This window comes from Pandoraea commovens, assembly GCF_902459615.1.
Taxonomy (GTDB): Bacteria; Pseudomonadota; Gammaproteobacteria; order Burkholderiales; family Burkholderiaceae; genus Pandoraea; species Pandoraea commovens.
The window spans coordinates 743,932-763,090 of sequence record NZ_CABPSA010000002.1; the positions used below are offsets into that span (position 1 = coordinate 743,932).

Genomic DNA, 19,159 nt, shown 5'->3' on the forward strand with positions numbered 1-19,159 from the left:
ACGTTAAAAAAGATGCGACCGGCACCCTGAGGTACCGGCCGCGTGGACACCGAGGGAAGGCGGTGCCCGAGGTGTGGCGCACGGCGGGAAGCTACCCGTACGCCACGACCACTGTTGTCGACCAGGCGGTATTGCACCTTAAAAGTCGGGCGTTTCCACCGGACGCAGGTCGAACACAAGCACTTCGGCATCCTTGCCGCCGGACAGCGTGAGTGCCGTTTCATCACGCACTCGCACACCATCCCCTTCACCCAGCGCCACACCGTTCACGCTCACACTACCGCGTGCAACGTGCACATAGGCGTAGCGGTTCGGCGCGAGTGTCAGCGTGGCCGATTCGTCACCGTCGAACAGCCCGGCATACACGCGCGCATCCTGATGGATGTGCAGCGAGTTGTCGCTGCCGTCCGGCGAGATGATCTTGCGCAGCTGGCCGCGCTTTTCTTCTGCCGTAAAGCGTTGTTGCTGATACTCCGGCGCGATGCCCGTCTGGTTCGGCACGATCCAGATTTGCAGGAAGTGCACCGAATCGGTCTTCGAGTGGTTGAACTCGCTGTGCGCCACGCCACGTCCTGCGCTCATCAATTGCACGTCGCCCGGCTCGATCACGGAGCCCGTGCCCATGGTGTCCTTGTGTTCGAGCGCGCCTTCGAGCACGTACGAAAAGATCTCCATGTCGCGGTGCGGGTGCTTGCCGAAGCCCTGTGCCGGCGCCACGCGGTCGTCGTTGATCACCAGCAGGTCTGAGAAGCCGACTTGCTTCGGATCGTAGTAATTAGCGAACGAGAACGTGTGGTGCGAGTTCAGCCAGCCATGGTTGGCAACGCCTCGGTCTGCAGCTTTTCTGATGTCCAGCATGATGGGCTCCTGTCACTTCTTCGTTAAGTTGGGAGGCTGTGTTGGCCTCGATGAATGACATTTTAGAGTCCCCAACGAGAACCACAATCCGTCTGATTTGAGAATTATTGTCTCGTTATGGTTGTCAATAGAGGGCGACCGATCCGGCGAGTTTTCCGCCCGGACATCGGACGATTCCGAACGCAGGGGGTACAAAACACCGAAAGTGGGCGTGAGCGCCGCGCGGGACGCGCGTGCTGTGGCGCGATGTGCGAGACTACGAGCCTTCTTTCGAAAGGCCAGACGACCGGCCGTCCGGCGGCGGCCCGCGCTCACGAAGCATGGGCGACCGTGCCAATGTTCGATTCCGTCACGATCCACCTCTTACTGGAGCATCGCCATGAGTCGCAGTTACGCATTCCGTATCGTCAATGTCTTCGCCGAATCCACGTTCGGCGGTAATCCGCTGTGCGTGTTCGAAGACGCCCGGGGCATGAGCGACGACGAGATGCGATTGCTGGCGCGTCAGTTCAACCTGTCCGAGACGACGTTCATTCTTCCCTCGGAGACGGCCGACGCTCATGTGCGCATCTTTACTCCCGGCTACGAAATGCGTTTCGCGGGCCATCCGACGCTAGGGACCGCGCACGTGCTGCGTTCGCTGCGCAGCCTGGGCGATAACGTCACGCTTCAGTTCGCCGCCGGTCTTGTGCCCGTGCAGGCGCAGGGCGACCACTGGACGTTGACCGCACCGTCGTCGGGCGAGCCGAAGATCCAAAAGGCCACCGAAGCGGATTCGGATATCGCAGCGCTCGTGCGACTGAGCCGTGACGATCTGGCGCAATCGCCGCAGTGGGTCGATACGGGGGCTGATCAGTTGCTGATCCCGGTGCACGATGCCGACGCGGTTGCACGTGCCCAGCCCGACAGCGCCAAGCTGGAGCGCTGGCCGCTCTCGAGCCTTGAGCGCAAGACCGGATACGTGTTCTCCATCGACGACCGCCAAGGCAACGAGTTGCAGGTCACGGCGCGTTACTTCTTCACCACGCAGGGTGGCGGTGTCAGCGAAGATCCGGGCACGGGGTCGGCATGCGCCAATCTGGGCGGCTGGCTGATCGGGCAAGGCTATCCGTTGCCTGTGCGTGCGCGCGTGTCGCAGGGCGATGCCATCGAGCGTGCGTGTCGTCTGACGCTCGAAGTCACGGCGGACCGCGAGATTCGCGTGGGCGGCAACGTGATCGAAATCGCGCGTGGCGAGGTCACGCTGTAAGGGGAATATCGTCGTATGTACGCTTTGGCAGCACCGGTCGAGACCGAGCTGGAAATTAGAAAGAGCCGGTTTATAGGCATCGTTATGCCTGTGGCATCGCGCGAAGCGGCCATGCGTGAACTGGATGCGCTGCGGGTGCGTTTTCCGAACGCCACGCATTACTGCTGGGTGCTGTTGTGCGAGGGAGCGTCGGGATTCGATGACGACGGCGAGCCGGGAGGCACCGCCGCCAAGCCGATGTACAACGTCCTCATGCACAAGGGATTGGCGAACGTGTTCGCGGTCGTGGTGCGCTACTACGGCGGGATCAAGCTGGGCGCGGGTGGGCTCACGCGCGCGTACGGACAAGCGGTGAGCGAAGCGCTGAAGCTCGCAACGCTCACCGCCGTAGAGCCGACGATCGAACCTCGTTACCGCTGTTCGTTTGCCCATGAGGCGATGTTGCGCCGGTTGGCGGAACGTCACGCTGCCGAGGTGCTCGACGCCGCTTACGACGACGCCGTCACCTTGCGCCTGCGGCTCAAAGTGCGCGACGTCGAAGCGTTCGAGGCCGACGCCACCGAAGCGCTCAGCGGCGGCCTTGTGCGAAGCGACGACTAACGAGACACCTCGTCATCGCCCATCGTCGCTTGCCGTCGCTTCTCATCGGGCACTAGCGCACGTTCACAACCCCTCGCATGCCTGCTTCGAAGTGCCCCGGCTCGAGGCACGCGAAATCTACCGTTCCGGCTTGCGTGAAGTGCCACACCAGCGTCTTGCGCTGACCGGGCTCGACCGTCACTGCATTCGCCTCGGCGTGGGTCATGCCCGGCATCTGCTGCATCATCTTTGCGTGCTCAGCGAGCGACGCCGCCGTGCCCAGCGTCAGTTCGTGACGGATCTTGCCGTTGTTCGTGACGACGAAGCGCACCGTGTCGCCACGCTTCACGGTCAGCGTGGCCGGTGAGAAGCGCATGGTGTCGCGCATGTCGACGTCGACCGTGCGCGTGGCTTGCGCATCGTTGCCAGGCTCGCCGATCGCAGCCGCCTCGCTGCTGTGGCCGTGCTGCATATGCATGGCGTGCGGGTCGTCGGCCATCGCGGGCAGACTGAGCACAAGCGTGGCGGCGCCAAGGACGAGAGGGGCGGCGACCGAGCGGGTGAACATCGATGTGAAGTGCGGACGAATCATGATTTGACTCCGGTTTTGCCTGCGCTTGCGGGCGGGCGATGGGTAGAGGGTAACGCTGAAGTGCTGCCTTGCCACGGACTTGCGACGGTACCGCGCGGCGCGCGATACCAGCCTGGATCGCGATAGCTGTCGCACGGCAGGTCTTGCCGCACTTTGAGCGTGGTGAACATGCCGCCCATTTCGATGGGGCCGTAAGGGCCGGTGCCCGTCATCATCGGTAGCGTGTTTTCGGGAATCGGCATTTCCATACCGTTCATCGATGCGCCGGTTTCGCCCATCGCCATGTAGTCGGGAATGATGCGGGTGATCTTTTTGGCGATCTCACGCTGATTCACGCCGAGCATGGTCGGCACGTCGTGACCCATCGGGTTCATCGTGTGGTGCGACTTGTGACAGTGGAAGGCCCAGTCGCCGGGTTCGGTGGCGTCGAACTCGATGGCGCGCATCTGGCCGACGGCCACGTCGGTGGTGACTTCCGGCCATTGCGCAGTGGGGGGCACCCAGCCGCCGTCGGTGCCTGTGACCTTGAACTCGTGTCCGTGCAGATGAATCGGGTGATTCGTCATCGTGAGGTTGCCGATGCGAATACGCACCCGATCGCCCTGACGCGCCACCAGCGGATCGATGCCCGGAAACGCACGGCTGTTCCACGTCCAGAGATTGAAGTCCGTCATCTCGTTCACGCGCGGCGTGCGCGTGCCCGGGTCGATGGCGTAGGCGTTGATGAGGAACACGTAGTCGCGATCCACTGGCATGAACGACGGGTCTTTCGGATGCGTGACCCAGAAGCCCATGAGGCCCATGGCCATCTGCATCATTTCGTCGGCGTGCGGGTGGTACATGAACGTGCCGGGACGCTTCGCTTCGAACTCGTAGACGTACGTCTGGCCCGGCGCGATGGCGCGCTGATTGAGGCCCGCTACGCCATCCATGCCGTTGGGCAGACGCTGGCCGTGCCAGTGCACGCTCGTGGCCTCCGGCAGCCTGTTCGTCACGTAAAGGCGAACGCGGTCACCTTCGACGACCTCGATGGTCGGCCCCGGACTCTGGCCGTTGTAACCCCACAGGTTGGCCTGCATGCCGGGGGCGATTTCACGCACCACGGGTTCGGCGACCAGGTGGAATTCCTTGACGCCGTTGCGCATGCGCCAGGGGAGCGTCCAGCCGTTGAGCGTGACGACGGGGCGGTAGGGGCGTCCGTTGGGCGGAGCGAGCGGTTTGGCGGTGCTGGCGTCGCTGCGGGTGGCGGCGTCCGGCAGCGCTGCGAGGCTGGTGCGTTCGACGGCCGCCGCGCCCACGACGGCGAGGCTGGCGTCACGCAGGAATCGTCGGCGCGAAGTCATGCGCCACCTCCGTGTTGGTGAGACGGGTGAGATGAAGCAGGCTGCGCGGGGGCAGGCGGTGTGGTGGGCGTTGATGGCACGGCTGACGAGGGCGATGCGATCGGTGCGACCGGTGCGACCGGTGCGGCAGCTTCCGCTGACGAGCGCGATGGCGACGATTCGGGCATGCCGCCGCCGAGACTCTCGCGAAACGCTGCATCGGCCAGCCAGTAATCGGACGTTGCGTCGATGTAGCCAAGGACGGTATCGCGTTGCTCGCGTGCGTCCGTCAGCAAGTCGAAGACGCTGGCGAGCATGCCGTTGTAGCGCAGCAGCCATTCGTCGGACACGCGCTGACGCATCGGCAAAATGGTCGTGCGGTAATGCTCGGCGATGTCCCACGCAGCGAGCGTCTGCGCGCGACGTGTGCGAACTTCCGCGCGCGCGGCAACGGCCGTGTCGGCCAGATGGTCGACGCTTTGGCGATACCGCGCTTCGGCCCCGGCAATGCGTGTCGAACCCCAGTCGAATAGCGGCACTTCCAGCGAGATCTCGTAGCCGCGCTCGCTGGGTGAACCGGTGGCGCTGTTGTTGCGATACGCCGTGTCCAGCACGTTGACGAAGCGCGTGACGCGGGTCAGGCCGAGATCGCTCGCAGTGGCATCGAGCGCAGCGCGTGCGGCGCGCACGTCGGCACGTTCGCGGATCGCCTGCGCTTCGGCGTCGGGCCATGCAGGGCGGTTCGCGGGCAAGGTGGGCAGACGTTGCGGCAACGTGAAGCTCAGTTGCTGGCCCCAGAGGCCCATTTGCCGCGCGAGCTGTTCGCGTGCCGTGTTCGCCTGTTCGCGGGCGCGTGCGAGACGCGCGGCTGTATCGGCATAGACGAGGTTCTCCTGCGTGCGCCGCATGGCGCTGAAGTTACCCGCACGCGCCATGCCGTCGGCGAGTTCGCTGGCAGCCTGTGTGGCGAGGCTCGTCTGCTCAAGGATCTGCACGCGTTCCTGTGCGGCAACGGCGTCGATCCATGCGCGGCGTGTGAGCGTCGCCTGCTCGACGATGGCTTGCGTCACCTGCGCCTGCACCTGCGCGAACCGACGCGCTTCGACGCGCGAAGCGAGCGGCATCGTGAGGACACGGACGAAGTCGATGCCCCACGTGCGCTCGATGCTGACGTCTCCACCGCCCTGCACGCGCTGAAACGAGAAGCGGGGATTGGGCAGACGTCCCGCCTGAACGAGTGAGGCTTCGGCAATGCCGAGTTCGGCGTATGTGGCTTGCAGGCCGCGATGGTTCAGTAGCGTGAGCTGGACGGCGGTGTCGATGTCGAGCGGGCGCGCCAGCAAGTCGTCGCGTCGTTTGGCGAGCGCTTGTGCAGTGGCGTCGTCGCGCGCCCAGACGGCCGATTTGCCGAGGCGCTGTTGCGTGGCGTCGGCGACCGGTGTGAAACCGCCGTCGTCGCTGAATGTTGCGCAACCGGACAGCACCAGTGTGGCAATCGCGACGACGACCAGCGGCGTCCGACGGGGCCGATGTGCCGTTCGTGCGACGCGATGATGCGGCCGGGATGCTGTGGCGTCGCGCGTAAGAGACGTGGAAGCCGTCGCTGTCATGAGCGACAAATGAGCGCTTGTCATTGCAGCCCTCCCTGTCCGCCGTGACCGCCATGGCGGCCATGATCGGCGTGCGGATCGACGGGCACGCCGGGAGGCGACGTCATGGGCATGGTGTGCCCCATGCCTTCGTGGCCCGACGGTGTTGGCGTAGCGGTGGGAGCGGACGTCATGGGCATCGTATGTCCCATGTTTTCGTGGCCCGGTGCCACGGGGGCGGACGAAGGAGCCATCGGCATGGCATGCCCCATCGCTTCGTGGCCTGTCGTGGCGGGTGGACTCATGGCATGCCCGCTATGGCTCGCCATGTCATGACCCGAACCGGACATCCCGGGCATGCCCGACACGCTGGCGTTCACCATGCGCCAGTCGCTTGTCGCGACGGATAGCGCGGGCCGGGCGAAGTCGCTCAGCACGGCGGCGGGTAATGGTCCGGCAGGGGCGTCGGCAGACGCGGGATCGTCGGAGACGACCATTGTTGTCGCCGGTTCAGCGGCGACGGCGGGTAGCGAACTCACGCCCCACAGCGATAGCGCGACGGGTACACACAAGGTGTGCCGTCGAATGGAAAGAAACATCATCGAAAGACTCGTCGATCTGGCGATGCCGGGCGTGGAGACACGCGCCTCGGAAGGCAGCGCGTACGGCACGGCACCGCATGTTCATCGGGCAGACGGACTTACGACGCGCGTGACGAATGTGACGCAAGCGGCAGTCGCCTCAATAGCAGCGACCGCAACGGACACATCGACGGCAACTGGCAGATCAGGCGTAGTCATGCCAGTCACGAGGCGGTTTGTAAATCAGTCTGACGGAGAGCGGAGACGGCGGCATCCGACGGGAGCGCACGGGCGTCAGAGGGCGTCAGATAACGCTGCCGCGACGCGTGTCGCAATGCGAAGCCGTCAGATGGCGAGGGCTTTCGGAGGACGTTCGAGGACGGCGACGATGGCGCTGGCGGCCGACGTGCGAAGGAACGGAATGGCGGCGGACGGCTGTGCGTCCGGTAGGCGCAGCACGACGCTTTGCGGCAGGGCGGTGCAGACGACGCACGCCGCGCAGGCCGAGCAACTGGCGTGTTGACTGTGCGATTTCTGCGAGGTCTGTGATGACGCATGCGTCGCGTCACCCGTGTCGCTGGTCGCGCCTGTCGCCGCGCTTTCGTCGCTGTGATGATGCATGCCGGACATGTCGTCACCGGACATCATGGCGTGATGCATCGCCATGATTGCCATGGCGTCGACCGTCGCAACGGCCGGGCTCTGCATCGAAGCCGCGGGCGATCCCGGTGCACAATGCGTACGCAGTGCGGCCATAGCCTGTAGCGGCATGGTCACGCACAACAGCAACAGCACGAGGAGTTTGCGCCAGCGATTCATGCTGCGAAGTCTAGCATCGCCCGCGCGTCGCTCGCAAATCGACGTGTGGCGCACCATCGTGCACATCGACGTCCGCCGACTGCCACGCAGGCTTCCACCAACGTCGACGCCACCTGCTACGCCGTCCATCTCAATGCTCGAATAGATGGAACGTCTCGAAGTGCGTGCGCCGTCTCGAGAGCGCGACGAGGTTGACGACGCATACCAGCGCGACGAGCACGAACAACGGTGCGGAGACCTCGATGGTGTCGCGCGCGAGCAGCGAGACGAGCGTGAGCGCGACCATAAGCGTCAGCAGCACACGATGGAGCCACGCCGCGAGTTTCAAGTGCCGCTCGGACTGTGCGACGAGCACGACCAGCGAGACGTAAAACGGGGCCGCAATGACGGCGAGCACGCAGAGGGCGAGCAGCACGCCCAGCACGCTGGTCAGCAGTTCGTGCCCGTCGGCGGCGCTCGATTGCACGCCCACAACGGTTGCCGCCGCCAGGTAGAGCAGCATCAGTCCATCCAGAACGATCGCGAGTCGGTTCATGACATCTCTCCGGCGTAAAGAGTGCGGAGGTACAGAGGTGCGCAGGCTTAGCGCCCCGCGCAGTCAAATCGTCTGAGTCATATAAGAAAGCGGGCCGAGATCCCGCCGGTGTCATGAATCGGTCACCGGCGGCAGGCCAGACTAGCCGCGAGTCACGATATTCCTGTGACAGCGGCCGACGACGCGAGTGCCGTCGTCAGCGTGGCGGCGCAGGCGTGGCGGAGGGGCGAGGTCGACCGTCCGTTTGCAGCGCCTCGGGGAGCATCAGACCCAGCCAGATGGCCGCAGCGTCGACTTCGGCCGGATCCGACGCCACCTGAACGCGGTAGATCGCGACGTTGCCGCAATCGTCCCCGCAAAACAGATCGCGCTCCAGATCGGCGATGACGTCGAGCCGCTGCTGAACGCGGTAAAAGCCGAGCGGCGTGAGATCCTGCACCAGCGCAGCAAGCGTTTCGGGATAGAGAAACAGGCGCGACGGCCAATGGCCGTGACGATGGCGAAATTTACCGAGCGCACCCAGCACGTGCGCGAGCGTGCCACCGTGACCGCGAACGAAGTCGATCAGGTGCGGCGTGCCGTAACCATTGGTGTACACAAACGCTCCGTTGACTTCCCGAAGGTGAGTGCCCGGTAAATATTGGTCTTGTGATTCGATAGTTGCAGACCGGCACGCGCGGCGAAATCCGCACTTTCGCTTAATCCTTCGGCATGAGGGTCGGCGCAGAGGCGTCAGCACAAATGGAAACCGGCGGGCTAAGCCGCCGGTTGAGGCCCCATCGGGGCATCGCCAGCCGCGTGTACCGGCGCGGCATGGTATGGGCCAAGGAGACTTGGCACCGAGGGGCATTGCCGTCATGCATCGGACCACCATCGGTCCCCGGCCGTGCCTATGCAGTTTGACTGCGCTTTGAGTATAGGTCGCGAGCGTCGCTCGCCAATCGGCTTTTTGGATGAGCGCGCCCTCAACCCACAATGCGAACTATCAGGCACTTCCGGACTCGAAATGGCGCACGATTTCCCTTGTGACCGTGGTTTCGTCCGCGCACACTTTGCGTTCTAATGTCACCATTCCAGGCGATATCGAAAGTGGTCCGCGCCCGCACGACCCGGTCACCCCCGGTCATCGCTGACGCGCCGTACCCCAGTCAAACATTCCAATAATGGCAACGAAATCTTTTCAACGATGGGCTTTGCTGGCATGCCTGTGTACTGCACAGTCGGCGTTTGCCGCCGACCAGTGCGAAGGCATTCTGATGCTGGCCAAGAGCGCACAAACCGGCTTTGAAGACGTCTCCGGTCCGCTGGTGGCGAAGAACGAGCGTGGCGAGAGCTATCAGGCGACGTATTCGGTGCCCGGCGGCGATTGCAAGGTGTTCCGTGCGACCGGACTCGCCCCGACCTACGAGTGCATCTGGGATTACCAGAAGATCACGCCGATGGATTTGCGCAATCAGGCGCAGAAGTTCGCGACCGACATGGCGCGCTGCACGCGCGGCGTGACGACGATGCGCACGACCACGACGAACCCGGCCGGGCTGCCCGCCGAATGGCAGAGCGCGAGCCGGAAGTACGCGCGTCCGGTCAATTTCACCATCACTGCGCAGGATCTCGTCACGCCGCGCGGCGACCGCATGCGTGAGATTTCGTTGTCGGTGGAAAAGCAGGTCGGCGACAAGTGATCCGACGCGCCGTCGTCTGGCGCGTCAGACCGCTTCAAGACGAGTGCGTAGCGGCAAGATGTGGTGACACGGCGTGCGCTTTGAGGTCGTGCGGCGCAACCGCCGTCGCCCGCGCAGGCATGCTGGGCATGGGTTTGTGCTGATTCATTCGGCAAGTCCGAATCGCATTCGTCGCCCGGTTACAAACGGTTGCAGACCGCATCGCGTATTAACATCTTTTCAGTCGACGCTCATTCGACTGTCCCGGTAAAGTCATTCATGAGGTGTATGGCGCATTGGCAATCCGCCGATGCGGGGCGCACCTCGTGCAACCGGCCCCACCGTAGCGGCCGGGAGATGTGGCTGAACCCAAATGAGTGCGCGACTTCGCTGTTGTTTCCTGTTACTGCTGGTGTGTGCCTACCCTGCCTGGGCCGATGGCGGGCGTGGGCGCGAAATGCTGGACGTGAACAAGGCGTCGTTGCGCGAAGACATCAGCCGTTTCAACGCGGACCGTGGCCGTGGACAGGCGGCTTACCCGAACTGGGCGTCGCCCGCCGAACCCCGTGAGCGTCAGTACACACCGCAAGGCGAACCTCGCGGCCAGCGCGGCAATGAAGGCGGCGGACGCCGAGGACGCGGCTTCTAAGGCGACTGCACCACGCGCACCTGCGCACCCGATGAGTGCACCCCCGACGCCTTGCCAGTTCCACCGCTCAATCCTGTAGTACCCCTCCGTAGCCATCCCCGATCTGCACCGAATGTTGCACATGTGCAACATTGGATACGTTCCTCCCTCCCCAAAGACATCCGTCAGTCGCACTTGAGCGACGTCCATGATTCGCGCATCACACGGCGAATGTGAGCGGTTGCTAACCCCGAAATATACGCCTTATATCGATCCCGTTATACCGGGATTAATTGTGGCGCGGATGGTCGTCTGAATTTTGTCTCCCCACCATTTCCCAGCCACTTCGTGTGGTGCATTTTTCCTTGCCGTTCCGGTCTTTCTGCGCACGGCGGGGCTGTGCGAGAATCACGGCCGTTTATCAGGGAGGCGCTTCTCGAAAGGGCGCCAGCAGGGTCCCGTGCAGGGCGGGAGCAGGCACACAAAATACATAAACCAAGGAGAAGTCAATGAAGCGCAGTATGGCCAAGGGCATGGGTGGGGCACTCGTTCTGGGCGCGTGCATGGGGGCGGTGAGCGCACCGGCACTCGCACAATCGAACGTCACGCTTTACGGTCAGGTCGACGCCTGGGTGGGCGCGGTCAAGAACCCGGGCGGCGACCGGGCATGGACGCAGGGCGGCGGCGGTATGTCCACGTCGTACTGGGGCATGAAGGGTAACGAAGACCTCGGCGGCGGCCTGAAGGCTGTCTTCGTGCTAGAAGACTTCTTCCGTCCGCAGAACGGTCAGTACGGCCGCTTCCAGGGCGACTCGATGTTCTCGCGCAACGCCTACGTCGGCTTGCAGTCGGACACGGCCGGAACCGTCACGATCGGTCGTCTGACCACGTCGTACTTCGTCTCGACGATTCTGTTCAACCCGTTCGTCGATTCGTACACCTTCAGCCCGATGGTGTTCCACACCTTCATCGGCCAGGCCGGTCAGGGCGTCGTGGGCGACTCCGGCTGGAGCAACGCCGTGATGTACACCACGCCGAACTTCAAGGGGCTGACGGGCGCTGTCTCGTACGCCTTCGGTAACAAGGCAGGTGAAACCGGTCAGAACAAGTGGAGCGCCTCCGCGCTGTACTTCAACGGGCCGTTCGCGGCGACCGTCGCTTACCAGCAGGTCAAGTTCGACTCCGTGCCGGACGACATGGCCGGTATCACGGGCTTCCGCAGCCAGCAGGCGCTGCAACTGGGCGCGACGTACGACCTGCAAGTCGTGAAGTTCTTCGGCCAGTACCAGTACATCCGCAACAACATCACCGGCGGCGGTGTGTCGGAGAACGGCGGCCAGCTCGGCGTGTCGGTGCCGTTGGGCAACGGAAAGGTGCTCGCCTCGTACGCGTACACGAAGAGCTCGGGCGCGAGCAACGTCAACCGCAAGACGTGGGCGCTGGGCTACGACTACAACCTGTCCAAGCGTACCGATATCTACGCCGCGTACATGAACGACAAGGTCAGCACGATGTCGGGCGGCGACACCTTCGGCGGTGGCGTTCGCATGAAGTTCTGATGCCACGGCGTGCGCGCATCGCATGCACGTGACGGTGGAATCGGCGAAGGGGCGAAGGGGCAGACCGTGGGGTCTGCCCCTTTTTCTTTGGGTGACGACGACGTACAGGAAGCACCCCGTCAATCGCATCGGCCATTCCGCACAGCGGTTTCATGTGTCACCGATTCGACGTGTCCGCGCTATGATTTGTGCACCGCGCAAGACGGTATTCCCCGCCACCTTTCAAGCACAAACGGAGCAGAGACGACATGACGATTCAACACGTAGGCATCATTGGCGCTGGCACGATGGGTAACGGCATCGCACAGGCCTGTGCGGTGGCCGGACTGCCGGTGACGATGGTCGACATCAGCGACGCGGCCGTGCAAAAGGGCGTAGCGACGATTGCCGGTAGCCTCGAGCGCCTCATCAAGAAAGACAAGCTCACCGCTGCCGACAAGGACGCCGCCCTCGCGCGCATTACGACGTCCACCGATTACGCCGCGCTGGGCACGGCCGACATCGTGATCGAAGCGGCCACCGAGAACTTCGACCTGAAGGTGAAGATTCTCAAGCAGCTTGAAGGGGCGGTGAAGGACGGGGCGATCCTCGCGTCCAATACGTCGTCGATCTCGATCACGAAGCTGGCGGCCGTGGTCGCCAATCCCGACCGGTTCATCGGCATGCACTTCTTCAATCCGGTGCCGCTCATGGCCCTCGTGGAGCTCATTCGTGGACTGCAAACGAGCGACGAGACGCATGCGCGCGTCGACGCGCTGGCGCGACAGTTGGGCAAGTCCCCGATCACGGTGAAGAATGCGCCGGGCTTCGTCGTCAACCGGATTCTGGTGCCGATGATCAACGAAGCGTTCTTTGTGCTCGCGGAGAATCTCGCGTCGCCGGAGGAAATCGACGAAGGCATGAAGCTGGGTTGCAATCATCCGATCGGCCCGCTCGCATTGGCCGACATGATCGGCCTGGACGTCTGCCTGTCGGTGATGAACGTCTACTTCGAGGAGTTCGCGGACTCCAAGTATCGTCCGTGCCCGCTGCTCAAGGAGATGGTTGCGGCCGGTTATTTGGGACGCAAGACGGGACGGGGCGTCTACACGTACTGAGTGACTTGAATCCGGCGCGTGCAACGCGCGCCGGAGGTGGCGAGCGACGGGCGGCGCTCATGCGCCGTGCGCTTCCTCGTGCCCGTTCGCAAGCGGCAAGTTAGGGGCGTCGAGAGACGTCAGCCCGCTTGACGAACCCGGTGTCCCTGACGATCCCCCCGTACTTGACGTTCTCGATACCGATCCGGCACTTCCCTGGCTGGCCAGACTTCCTCGTCGGCTTACCCCGGTGCGGCGCGGTCCGAGCGGGCGCGTGAGCGAGACGCGGTAGGCCTCGCCCGGCCGGTGCCCGACGTCGACAAGGGCCTCGTCGAGCACGCGCCGCGTTTCCTGCGGGTTTTTCGACATGGCAAAGCCGACAGCCTTCACCCGGCTCCAGGGATCGAGCAAAAGCGTCGTGTCGTGCGCATTCATGATGAGTCCGGCGAAATTGTCGCCGGAGATGCCGTCGGCACCGGGCCCCTCGTATTCGACCGGTGTTGCAATTTCCAGGGCATCGATTAATTCTTCGGATTCCGTATAAAGTACGAGCGCGTGAGGCGAGCGCCCCTTCGGATGAATGGTGATCATGCGGATGCAGTCGCCGTGAACGCCGTTTTCGATCAGGAAGTGAAAAAGAATCTCCGCGTTCTCCTGACAAAACGCTTCCGTGCCCAGATTCAGACGGTAATGACTTGCGGTGATGACCGCGGCGAGTCGTTGCTGTTCGTAGAGAGGCGTGTCGGGCGGAATGTGTCCGAGGGCGGTGCGGATCGCCTCCCGATTCGGGATGATCGAGTAGTCGCGATATTGCCGGAGGTCCGGCCGGTTGGAGCGCATCAGCTTCAAGCGTGACACATCGTTGTAGGCCGAGAGAATGGCGTTTTGCGCGTCGTCGTTACGCAGATGACTGAGTACCGCGTCGACTTCGTGCCGATTCAGGGCGATGCTGTCGGGCGTTGTGATACGGCTGTTTCCGCAACCGCCACCGCACAGTCGCAGTGCCTCATGCGCGACCCACAGATCCAGATGTGGGTCGTACGTGACCGGCACCTGCGCCTTCGCGCGGCGCGGCGCGTCCACGAGCCAATGGTCGGTGTTCGATGCCTGACTCGCGAGGTAGAAGCCGTTCTGGCCGCGCAGGTATTGTTGACCGTCGATGGTCACCAATCGCGTAGCGTGACCGGGCGGGAGGCGGTGTGCAGGAATGTGTTGCGCATATCCCTGCAAATACGTTTGCTCACCGGCGATGAACAAGTCGGGCGTCCCGTTAGACACATCGCCGAGCGAAACCTCCTGCGAGGGGGCGTCGACGCTGGCAGGGTCGAGCATGCGCTCCAGATCGTTCGCAGCCGCCTTCTTCTCGACATCCTTCAAGGCTTTCTCGGGAGACTCCATGTGGACTGCGGGCGACGGCGCGCCAGGCTTTTCCACCGTCGCTTGCGCGGCCTTCTTGCCCGCCGTACTCAGCCTCGCCGGTCGCAGGGCACTGCCGAGCGGACGCGCCAGCACGCGCGGATCGGCGCTCTGCACAATGGAAATGATCCGATCTGCGGTGATGGGTTTGCCGTCGATACCATCGGCCACGGCATCCGCCACCTCCGAGGGAAGGCGCAACATCGCGACTTCGGGAATCAGGCCCGTGGCCACATCCACGAGATGAGCGCGCTGCTGAATCTCTTCGCGCATCTGTTGGCCGACCGGGTTGCCCGTCAGTAGGGAATACATGTCCGCGACCGAATCGCCGAAGTGCCGGAACGGGGCGCTGCCGGTGCCGATCGATCTGAGCACGTCCTGTGGCGAATACTGATCTTTGAGCGTCATCGGCGCATCGACCGGCTCGACGCGAACGGCCGCGCCGACGTCGCTTGGCATAGGCTGCGCCTGATCTGGCAGCGACTGTGGCGCGCCGCCGGGCGCATTGCCTTCCGCGTCATCATTTCCGTGGCAGGGACGCGGGACTTTCGGCACGAAGGCGGAGACCGGACCGACGGATGCGACGGGCGCTATCAGATTGGCGACGAGCATGAGCGCGAAAGCGGCGGGCCAGACGGTCGGCGTGGCCGAGCCTGCGGCTTTACGCCGCGCGCGACCTTGCAGCAGTGGCGAATGTGTTTGCGATGTGTACGAAGCATCTGATTGCGTCGCGAGCCGTGCGTGAGTGAACGCGGTACTAAAGTGTCGTTTCGTTTGCACATTCACACCGCCGTCGGCGCGCGCCGACGCCTTGCGGTGCTGCACGGCGTGCGAAAGCGAATAGGCGGGTGCACTGGAGGTGGCACGACGATACGAGGCGTAAGGCATAGCAACGTCTCCGAAGAAAATGGATGAAGCGGGCGATGCGTCAGTCGGCTTGCGATACAGGTTCGGACGATTCACTTCCGGGTGGTTCGATATCCCACTGTGCGGACGCGCGACGCTGTCCCGCCGCAGGCCGGACCGAGGCGCTCAGTCGAGGGCTTGAGGACGACAGCAGCGAGCTGCGCGAGGTACCCGAACTCGCCCCGGAACTACCGGGACTCCCCAGACTGGACTGACTGCCGGGCGAGCTTCGACGTGAGGCAAGCGGCCGGGTGAGCGATACCGTGTATGGACTACCGGTGCGATGGCCGATGTCCGCGAAAGCGACGTCCAGAATGTCGACGACGTCCTGTGGCTCGTTGGCCCACACAAATGAGATGGCCTTGTTGCGGCTCCACGGATCGAGCAGCAGGGTCGTGTCGCGCGTCATGTAGGCGGCCCACGCAAACTGTCCCGACGAGAGGCCGTCCAGACGCAGACTCTCGCGAAGGCGCGGCGTCGACGCGTCGAGCATGTCGATGAAGCGGTGCGACTCCGTGAAGAGCACCATCACGTGTGGCGAACGATTCTTCGGCTGCACGGTGATCATGCGAAGCTGGTCGCTGCTCACGCCGTCCTGAAGCAGGAAGTGATAGAGAATTTCGGCGTTTTCCTGACAGAACGCCTCGGCGAACGGATGAGAGTAGTAGTACCGTGCCGTGGCTTCGGCGACGAGACCTTGCTGTTTGACGAGCGGCAGTTGCGGGTCGATGTCGCGCATCGCCACGCGTAGCGCGGCACGGTGATCGATGATCGAGTTGTCCCGCAGCATGCGCAGATCGGGACGATTGGAGCGCACCAAATGCAGGCGGCTCAGATCGGCGAAGGCGTTATGAATGGCTTCCTGTGCACCTTCATCGGTCACATGCATGGTGGCCGAGAAGATGCTGTCGAAACTCGTGGCGATGCTGTCGGGGCTGATCGGGCGGCTCGGCCCGCACCCACCGCCGCACACGCGCAGCGGCTCGTGCGCCCGCCATTGATCGGTCACGGGATCGTAAGTCACGGGCACCTGCGCGCGCGTTTGACGAGGCGCGTCGATGAGCCAGTGATCGCCGCTGAGGCCCTGCGATATGCGGTAGTAACCCGCCTCTCCGCGCAGGTAGCGATGGCCACCGACGAGGGCTAGACGTGTCGCTTTGTCGGTGGGCAACTCGGCCTGCGTGAACGTTTGCTCGTAGCCGTCGAGATGGTCGAACTCGCCCCGGATAGCGAAGCGGCTCGTCGGCTTTTCTGCGGCCAGATTGTCCTGCAAGTCGACGACCCCGATGCGTTCGTCTTTCGGGGCTAGCCACAGCGGGGACTTCGGCGGACGGCGGACGCCCGACTTTGCGGCAAGTCTCGGCGGCGCGGGCTCGGGCGCGGCAGGTGAGCCACTGCCGCGCGGGGACGCGAACTGCGTGAGTCCGATGATCCGGTCGATGGTTGGCGGCTTGCCGTCGATGCTGTCCACGGCCATATCCGAGACCTCCGCCGGTAGTCGCAACATCTGGACTTCGGGAATGAGGCCGGAGGTGATGTCGATGGCCGTCCCCCACGCTTTGACCGTCTCACGCGTCTCGTGCGGGATATCGCGGCCGGTCATGAGCGAATAAACGTCGGTCATCGACTCGCCGGTGCTCGCGAACGGCGTCCGCGCGGCAGCGACTGCCCGGAGGACATCGACTGGCGTGTACTCGGATTTGACCTGGACTTGTGGCAAGGGCTCGGCGACAACCTCGCCGGGTATTGACGCGGCCTGGGCGTCGTGATGCCCGTCCGGTGTCAACGCGGGCTCGAAGCGATCGCGATATCCTCGCGGCAGCGATGCGGTGGCGTAAGCACCGTAGTTCGTCACCAGAAGAATCGCAAAGGCGACGGTCCACGGCGCGCTGTGGGACGAGCGCGACGGTGCGTGCGGTTCGATAGCGTTGTCGAAAGCTCGCGCGGTGCGCGCGCGACGAAATGCACGGGGGAAGCCGGCGGCATCGCATTTACGCATCACGGTGTGCGATGGGCCATAGCATGGTGTCGTGCGCACGGCGCGACGATGGGTTGTCAAAGACACGGCGAGATCTCCGAAGGACGTGCTGCGTTAGTGACATTCTCGGTATCGACGATCAGCGCGCTACAGGGCGCTCCCCGTTCCCGTAGTACGAACTTAGGCGATCAAGCCGCCGACCGAACTCCCGGACCCGCCGGACGAGCCACCGCTGCCCGCACTGCCAAGACTGCTCGCGCTGCCTCGGCGTTGCCCCAGAGGACGGGTAATGGAGACCCAGTACAGGCTGCCCGGTCGATGTCCGATCTCGGCGAAGGCGCCGTCGAGTGTGTCGACCATCGCGACGGCATGTGTGGCAAGAGCGAACGATGTGGCGCGCGAGCGGCTCCACGGATCGAGCAGCACAGTGGAATCGCGGGCTTCATAGGCTTCGCGGGCGAAGAGCATGTCGATCAGGCCGTCCGGTCCCACGTTGAGTGGCGGGTGCGGCGTCGCTTCTTCGAGCAGTCCGATCAGGCGCTCCGACTCCGTGTAAAGCACCAGCACGTGCGGCGGCCGGTTCTTGGGTTTCACTGTAATGATGCGAAGGTTTTCGAGCGGAACGCCGTTCACCCGCAAGAAGTGAAAAAGGATCTCTGCGTTTTCCTGACAGAACGCCTCGGCGTACGGGTTCCAGTGATAGTGCATTGCGGTGATCAGGGCCGCTTCTTCTTGTTGTCTGGCCAGCGGAAGGTTGCGTTTAATTCGCTTCATCGACGAGCGCAATGCCGTCCGGTGATTGACGATGGAGTTGTCGCGTCCCGCTTGAAGATCGGGACGATTGCTGCGAGACAGGTGCAGGGCGGCGAGATCGTCGTATGCGAAGACGATCGCGTCGCGTATGTCCTCGTTGCGCAGATGCGCGACGGCGTCCCGGACTTTCTCCCGGTCGAGTGAGATGCTGTCGGGGGTGGCCTCCCGACTAGGCCCGCAGCCGCCGCCGCAAAGCCGTAGCGGCGCTTCTGCGTGCCAGCGCCCGGTGGCTGCGTCGAAATGCACCGGCACGAGCGCAGCACGGCCGCTGCCGCGTGGTGCCGAGACAAGCCAGTGGTCGAGGCTCCGGCCACGGGTCGCACGGTAGTAGCCGGTCGCGCCTCGAAGGTGGAGGTACCCGTCGATCGTGACGATTCGACGTTGCTGATCGCTCGGCAGTTTGTCGGGCGCCAGAGACCGCGCATAGCCGTCCAGATGCGTGTCCTCGCCTTCGATGCGCCATTCCTGAGGTGAGTACGGCTGGTGGTGAGCCGGGGTGTCGTCGGGGGAATTCGCGGCGAGCTGCATGTCCTCTTCCAGGGCGGCCGTAATGCGATCTCTCTCTGCGTCGATCTGCGCTTCGTTTCGGCGGCGCGCGATGGCTTCCGCCCGGGCGACCGCCGCGCGGCGTGATTCATCGGCGTGCGCTTTGCCTTTCGACGTTTGACGCCATTTGGCTTCAATTGCGGAAAAATCCGGTGGCTTGCGCATGACGCCCCGGCTCGCCAGATTGCGAGAGTCGGACGCCTGAATCATGCTAATCAACCGATCCGGGGCTACCGGGCGCCTCTCCATCTGATCGGCGGCAATGCCGGCCGCATCGCCCGGGATTCGCGATATCCCGACATCCGGCACCAATCCGGTCGCAAGATCGAGTGCTTCGGTCCATTGACTGATTGACTTGCGCGTATCGATACGGACCTCCTCGCCAGTGACGAGCGTGTACATCTGAAGTAGCGATTCACCTGTGTTTCGGAAGGGCTCGCTTGACGCTGCAA

At 63.7% G+C, this 19,159-nt stretch carries 17 protein-coding genes; 6 read left to right on the forward strand and 11 right to left on the reverse strand.

What is annotated here, in order from left to right:
- Nucleotides 1-138: 138 nt before the first annotated feature.
- Nucleotides 139-858 (reverse strand): pirin family protein, encoded by a 720-nt coding sequence (locus PCO31010_RS09555; RefSeq protein ID WP_150664030.1) that lies wholly within the window; start codon nucleotides 856-858, stop codon nucleotides 139-141.
- Nucleotides 859-1,237: 379 nt separating this feature from the next.
- Here PCO31010_RS09555 and PCO31010_RS09560 point away from each other — a divergent pair, with 379 nt between their 5' ends.
- A complete protein-coding gene (locus PCO31010_RS09560; protein WP_150664031.1) occupies nucleotides 1,238-2,107 on the forward strand; it encodes a PhzF family phenazine biosynthesis protein in 870 nt (289 codons plus the stop codon).
- A 15-nt stretch (nucleotides 2,108-2,122) separates the two neighbouring features.
- Nucleotides 2,123-2,707 (forward strand): IMPACT family protein, encoded by a 585-nt coding sequence (locus PCO31010_RS09565; protein WP_150664032.1) that lies wholly within the window; start codon nucleotides 2,123-2,125, stop codon nucleotides 2,705-2,707.
- A 52-nt stretch (nucleotides 2,708-2,759) separates the two neighbouring features.
- Here the strand turns inward: PCO31010_RS09565 and PCO31010_RS09570 are convergent, their stop codons facing one another.
- From PCO31010_RS09570 to PCO31010_RS09600, 7 genes are all read right to left on the reverse strand, one after another.
- A complete protein-coding gene (locus PCO31010_RS09570) occupies nucleotides 2,760-3,185 on the reverse strand; it encodes a cupredoxin domain-containing protein (protein WP_425495011.1) in 426 nt (141 codons plus the stop codon).
- An 89-nt stretch (nucleotides 3,186-3,274) separates the two neighbouring features.
- Nucleotides 3,275-4,621 (reverse strand): multicopper oxidase family protein, encoded by a 1,347-nt coding sequence (locus PCO31010_RS09575; RefSeq protein ID WP_150664033.1) that lies wholly within the window; start codon nucleotides 4,619-4,621, stop codon nucleotides 3,275-3,277.
- Entirely contained in the window at nucleotides 4,618-6,234 is a 1,617-nt protein-coding gene (locus PCO31010_RS09580) for a TolC family protein (protein ID WP_246184522.1), read from the reverse strand. The genes PCO31010_RS09575 and PCO31010_RS09580 overlap by 4 nt, the downstream gene beginning before the upstream one ends.
- Nucleotides 6,231-6,791 (reverse strand): hypothetical protein, encoded by a 561-nt coding sequence (locus PCO31010_RS09585; RefSeq protein WP_150664034.1) that lies wholly within the window; start codon nucleotides 6,789-6,791, stop codon nucleotides 6,231-6,233. The genes PCO31010_RS09580 and PCO31010_RS09585 overlap by 4 nt, the downstream gene beginning before the upstream one ends.
- Before the next feature lie 324 nt (nucleotides 6,792-7,115).
- Nucleotides 7,116-7,718 (reverse strand): hypothetical protein, encoded by a 603-nt coding sequence (locus tag PCO31010_RS09590; RefSeq protein ID WP_150664035.1) that lies wholly within the window; start codon nucleotides 7,716-7,718, stop codon nucleotides 7,116-7,118.
- Nucleotide 7,719: 1 nt separating this feature from the next.
- Entirely contained in the window at nucleotides 7,720-8,124 is a 405-nt protein-coding gene (locus tag PCO31010_RS09595) for a hypothetical protein (RefSeq protein ID WP_039395094.1), read from the reverse strand.
- 196 nt (nucleotides 8,125-8,320) lie between these two features.
- A complete protein-coding gene (locus PCO31010_RS09600; RefSeq protein ID WP_039395097.1) occupies nucleotides 8,321-8,722 on the reverse strand; it encodes a hypothetical protein in 402 nt (133 codons plus the stop codon).
- A gap of 565 nt (nucleotides 8,723-9,287) precedes the next feature.
- On the opposite strand from PCO31010_RS09600, the gene PCO31010_RS09605 reads away from it, so the two are divergent.
- The 4 genes from PCO31010_RS09605 to PCO31010_RS09620 all read left to right on the forward strand — a co-directional run bounded on the left by PCO31010_RS09605 (nucleotide 9,288) and on the right by PCO31010_RS09620 (nucleotide 13,069).
- Nucleotides 9,288-9,806 carry a hypothetical protein gene (locus PCO31010_RS09605; protein ID WP_150664036.1) on the forward strand — a complete coding sequence of 173 codons (519 nt, stop codon included), beginning with the start codon at nucleotides 9,288-9,290 and terminating at the stop codon, nucleotides 9,804-9,806.
- Nucleotides 9,807-10,158: 352 nt separating this feature from the next.
- A complete protein-coding gene (locus PCO31010_RS09610) occupies nucleotides 10,159-10,434 on the forward strand; it encodes a hypothetical protein (RefSeq protein ID WP_039395103.1) in 276 nt (91 codons plus the stop codon).
- Between the two features lie 488 nt (nucleotides 10,435-10,922).
- Nucleotides 10,923-11,972, forward strand: coding sequence for a porin (locus PCO31010_RS09615; protein ID WP_150660987.1), 1,050 nt, complete (start codon nucleotides 10,923-10,925; stop codon nucleotides 11,970-11,972).
- 248 nt (nucleotides 11,973-12,220) lie between these two features.
- Nucleotides 12,221-13,069, forward strand: a complete 849-nt coding sequence (locus tag PCO31010_RS09620) for a 3-hydroxybutyryl-CoA dehydrogenase (RefSeq protein WP_150664037.1) — start codon at nucleotides 12,221-12,223, stop codon at nucleotides 13,067-13,069.
- 57 nt (nucleotides 13,070-13,126) lie between these two features.
- Here the strand turns inward: PCO31010_RS09620 and PCO31010_RS09625 are convergent, their stop codons facing one another.
- The 3 genes from PCO31010_RS09625 to PCO31010_RS09635 form a co-directional block, all read right to left on the reverse strand.
- A complete protein-coding gene (locus PCO31010_RS09625; RefSeq protein ID WP_150664038.1) occupies nucleotides 13,127-15,352 on the reverse strand; it encodes a hypothetical protein in 2,226 nt (741 codons plus the stop codon).
- A 40-nt stretch (nucleotides 15,353-15,392) separates the two neighbouring features.
- The gene (locus tag PCO31010_RS09630) at nucleotides 15,393-17,435 is read right to left on the reverse strand and encodes a hypothetical protein (RefSeq protein WP_150664039.1); all 2,043 of its coding nucleotides are present in this window, start codon (nucleotides 17,433-17,435) and stop codon (nucleotides 15,393-15,395) included.
- 93 nt (nucleotides 17,436-17,528) lie between these two features.
- Nucleotides 17,529-19,109 carry a hypothetical protein gene (locus PCO31010_RS09635; RefSeq protein ID WP_150664040.1) on the reverse strand — a complete coding sequence of 527 codons (1,581 nt, stop codon included), beginning with the start codon at nucleotides 19,107-19,109 and terminating at the stop codon, nucleotides 17,529-17,531.
- Nucleotides 19,110-19,159 lie beyond the last annotated feature (50 nt).

What these genes read in the sequence shown, in the direction of transcription:
- PCO31010_RS09635 (WP_150664040.1), bottom strand. Translation starts at nt 19,109, where the DNA reads ATGTACACGCTCGTCACTGGCGAGGAGGTCCGTATCGATACGCGCAAG.
- PCO31010_RS09570 (WP_425495011.1), bottom strand. Translation starts at nt 3,185, where the DNA reads ATGGCCGACGACCCGCACGCCATGCATATGCAGCACGGCCACAGCAGC.
- PCO31010_RS09605 (WP_150664036.1), top strand. Translation starts at nt 9,288, where the DNA reads ATGGCAACGAAATCTTTTCAACGATGGGCTTTGCTGGCATGCCTGTGT.
- PCO31010_RS09560 (WP_150664031.1), top strand. Translation starts at nt 1,238, where the DNA reads ATGAGTCGCAGTTACGCATTCCGTATCGTCAATGTCTTCGCCGAATCC.
- PCO31010_RS09620 (WP_150664037.1), top strand. Translation starts at nt 12,221, where the DNA reads ATGACGATTCAACACGTAGGCATCATTGGCGCTGGCACGATGGGTAAC.
- PCO31010_RS09580 (WP_246184522.1), bottom strand. Translation starts at nt 6,234, where the DNA reads ATGACAAGCGCTCATTTGTCGCTCATGACAGCGACGGCTTCCACGTCT.
- PCO31010_RS09565 (WP_150664032.1), top strand. Translation starts at nt 2,123, where the DNA reads ATGTACGCTTTGGCAGCACCGGTCGAGACCGAGCTGGAAATTAGAAAG.
- PCO31010_RS09615 (WP_150660987.1), top strand. Translation starts at nt 10,923, where the DNA reads ATGAAGCGCAGTATGGCCAAGGGCATGGGTGGGGCACTCGTTCTGGGC.
- PCO31010_RS09595 (WP_039395094.1), bottom strand. Translation starts at nt 8,124, where the DNA reads ATGAACCGACTCGCGATCGTTCTGGATGGACTGATGCTGCTCTACCTG.
- PCO31010_RS09590 (WP_150664035.1), bottom strand. Translation starts at nt 7,718, where the DNA reads ATGGACGGCGTAGCAGGTGGCGTCGACGTTGGTGGAAGCCTGCGTGGC.
- PCO31010_RS09575 (WP_150664033.1), bottom strand. Translation starts at nt 4,621, where the DNA reads ATGACTTCGCGCCGACGATTCCTGCGTGACGCCAGCCTCGCCGTCGTG.
- PCO31010_RS09625 (WP_150664038.1), bottom strand. Translation starts at nt 15,352, where the DNA reads ATGCCTTACGCCTCGTATCGTCGTGCCACCTCCAGTGCACCCGCCTAT.
- PCO31010_RS09555 (WP_150664030.1), bottom strand. Translation starts at nt 858, where the DNA reads ATGCTGGACATCAGAAAAGCTGCAGACCGAGGCGTTGCCAACCATGGC.
- PCO31010_RS09610 (WP_039395103.1), top strand. Translation starts at nt 10,159, where the DNA reads ATGAGTGCGCGACTTCGCTGTTGTTTCCTGTTACTGCTGGTGTGTGCC.
- PCO31010_RS09585 (WP_150664034.1), bottom strand. Translation starts at nt 6,791, where the DNA reads ATGATGTTTCTTTCCATTCGACGGCACACCTTGTGTGTACCCGTCGCG.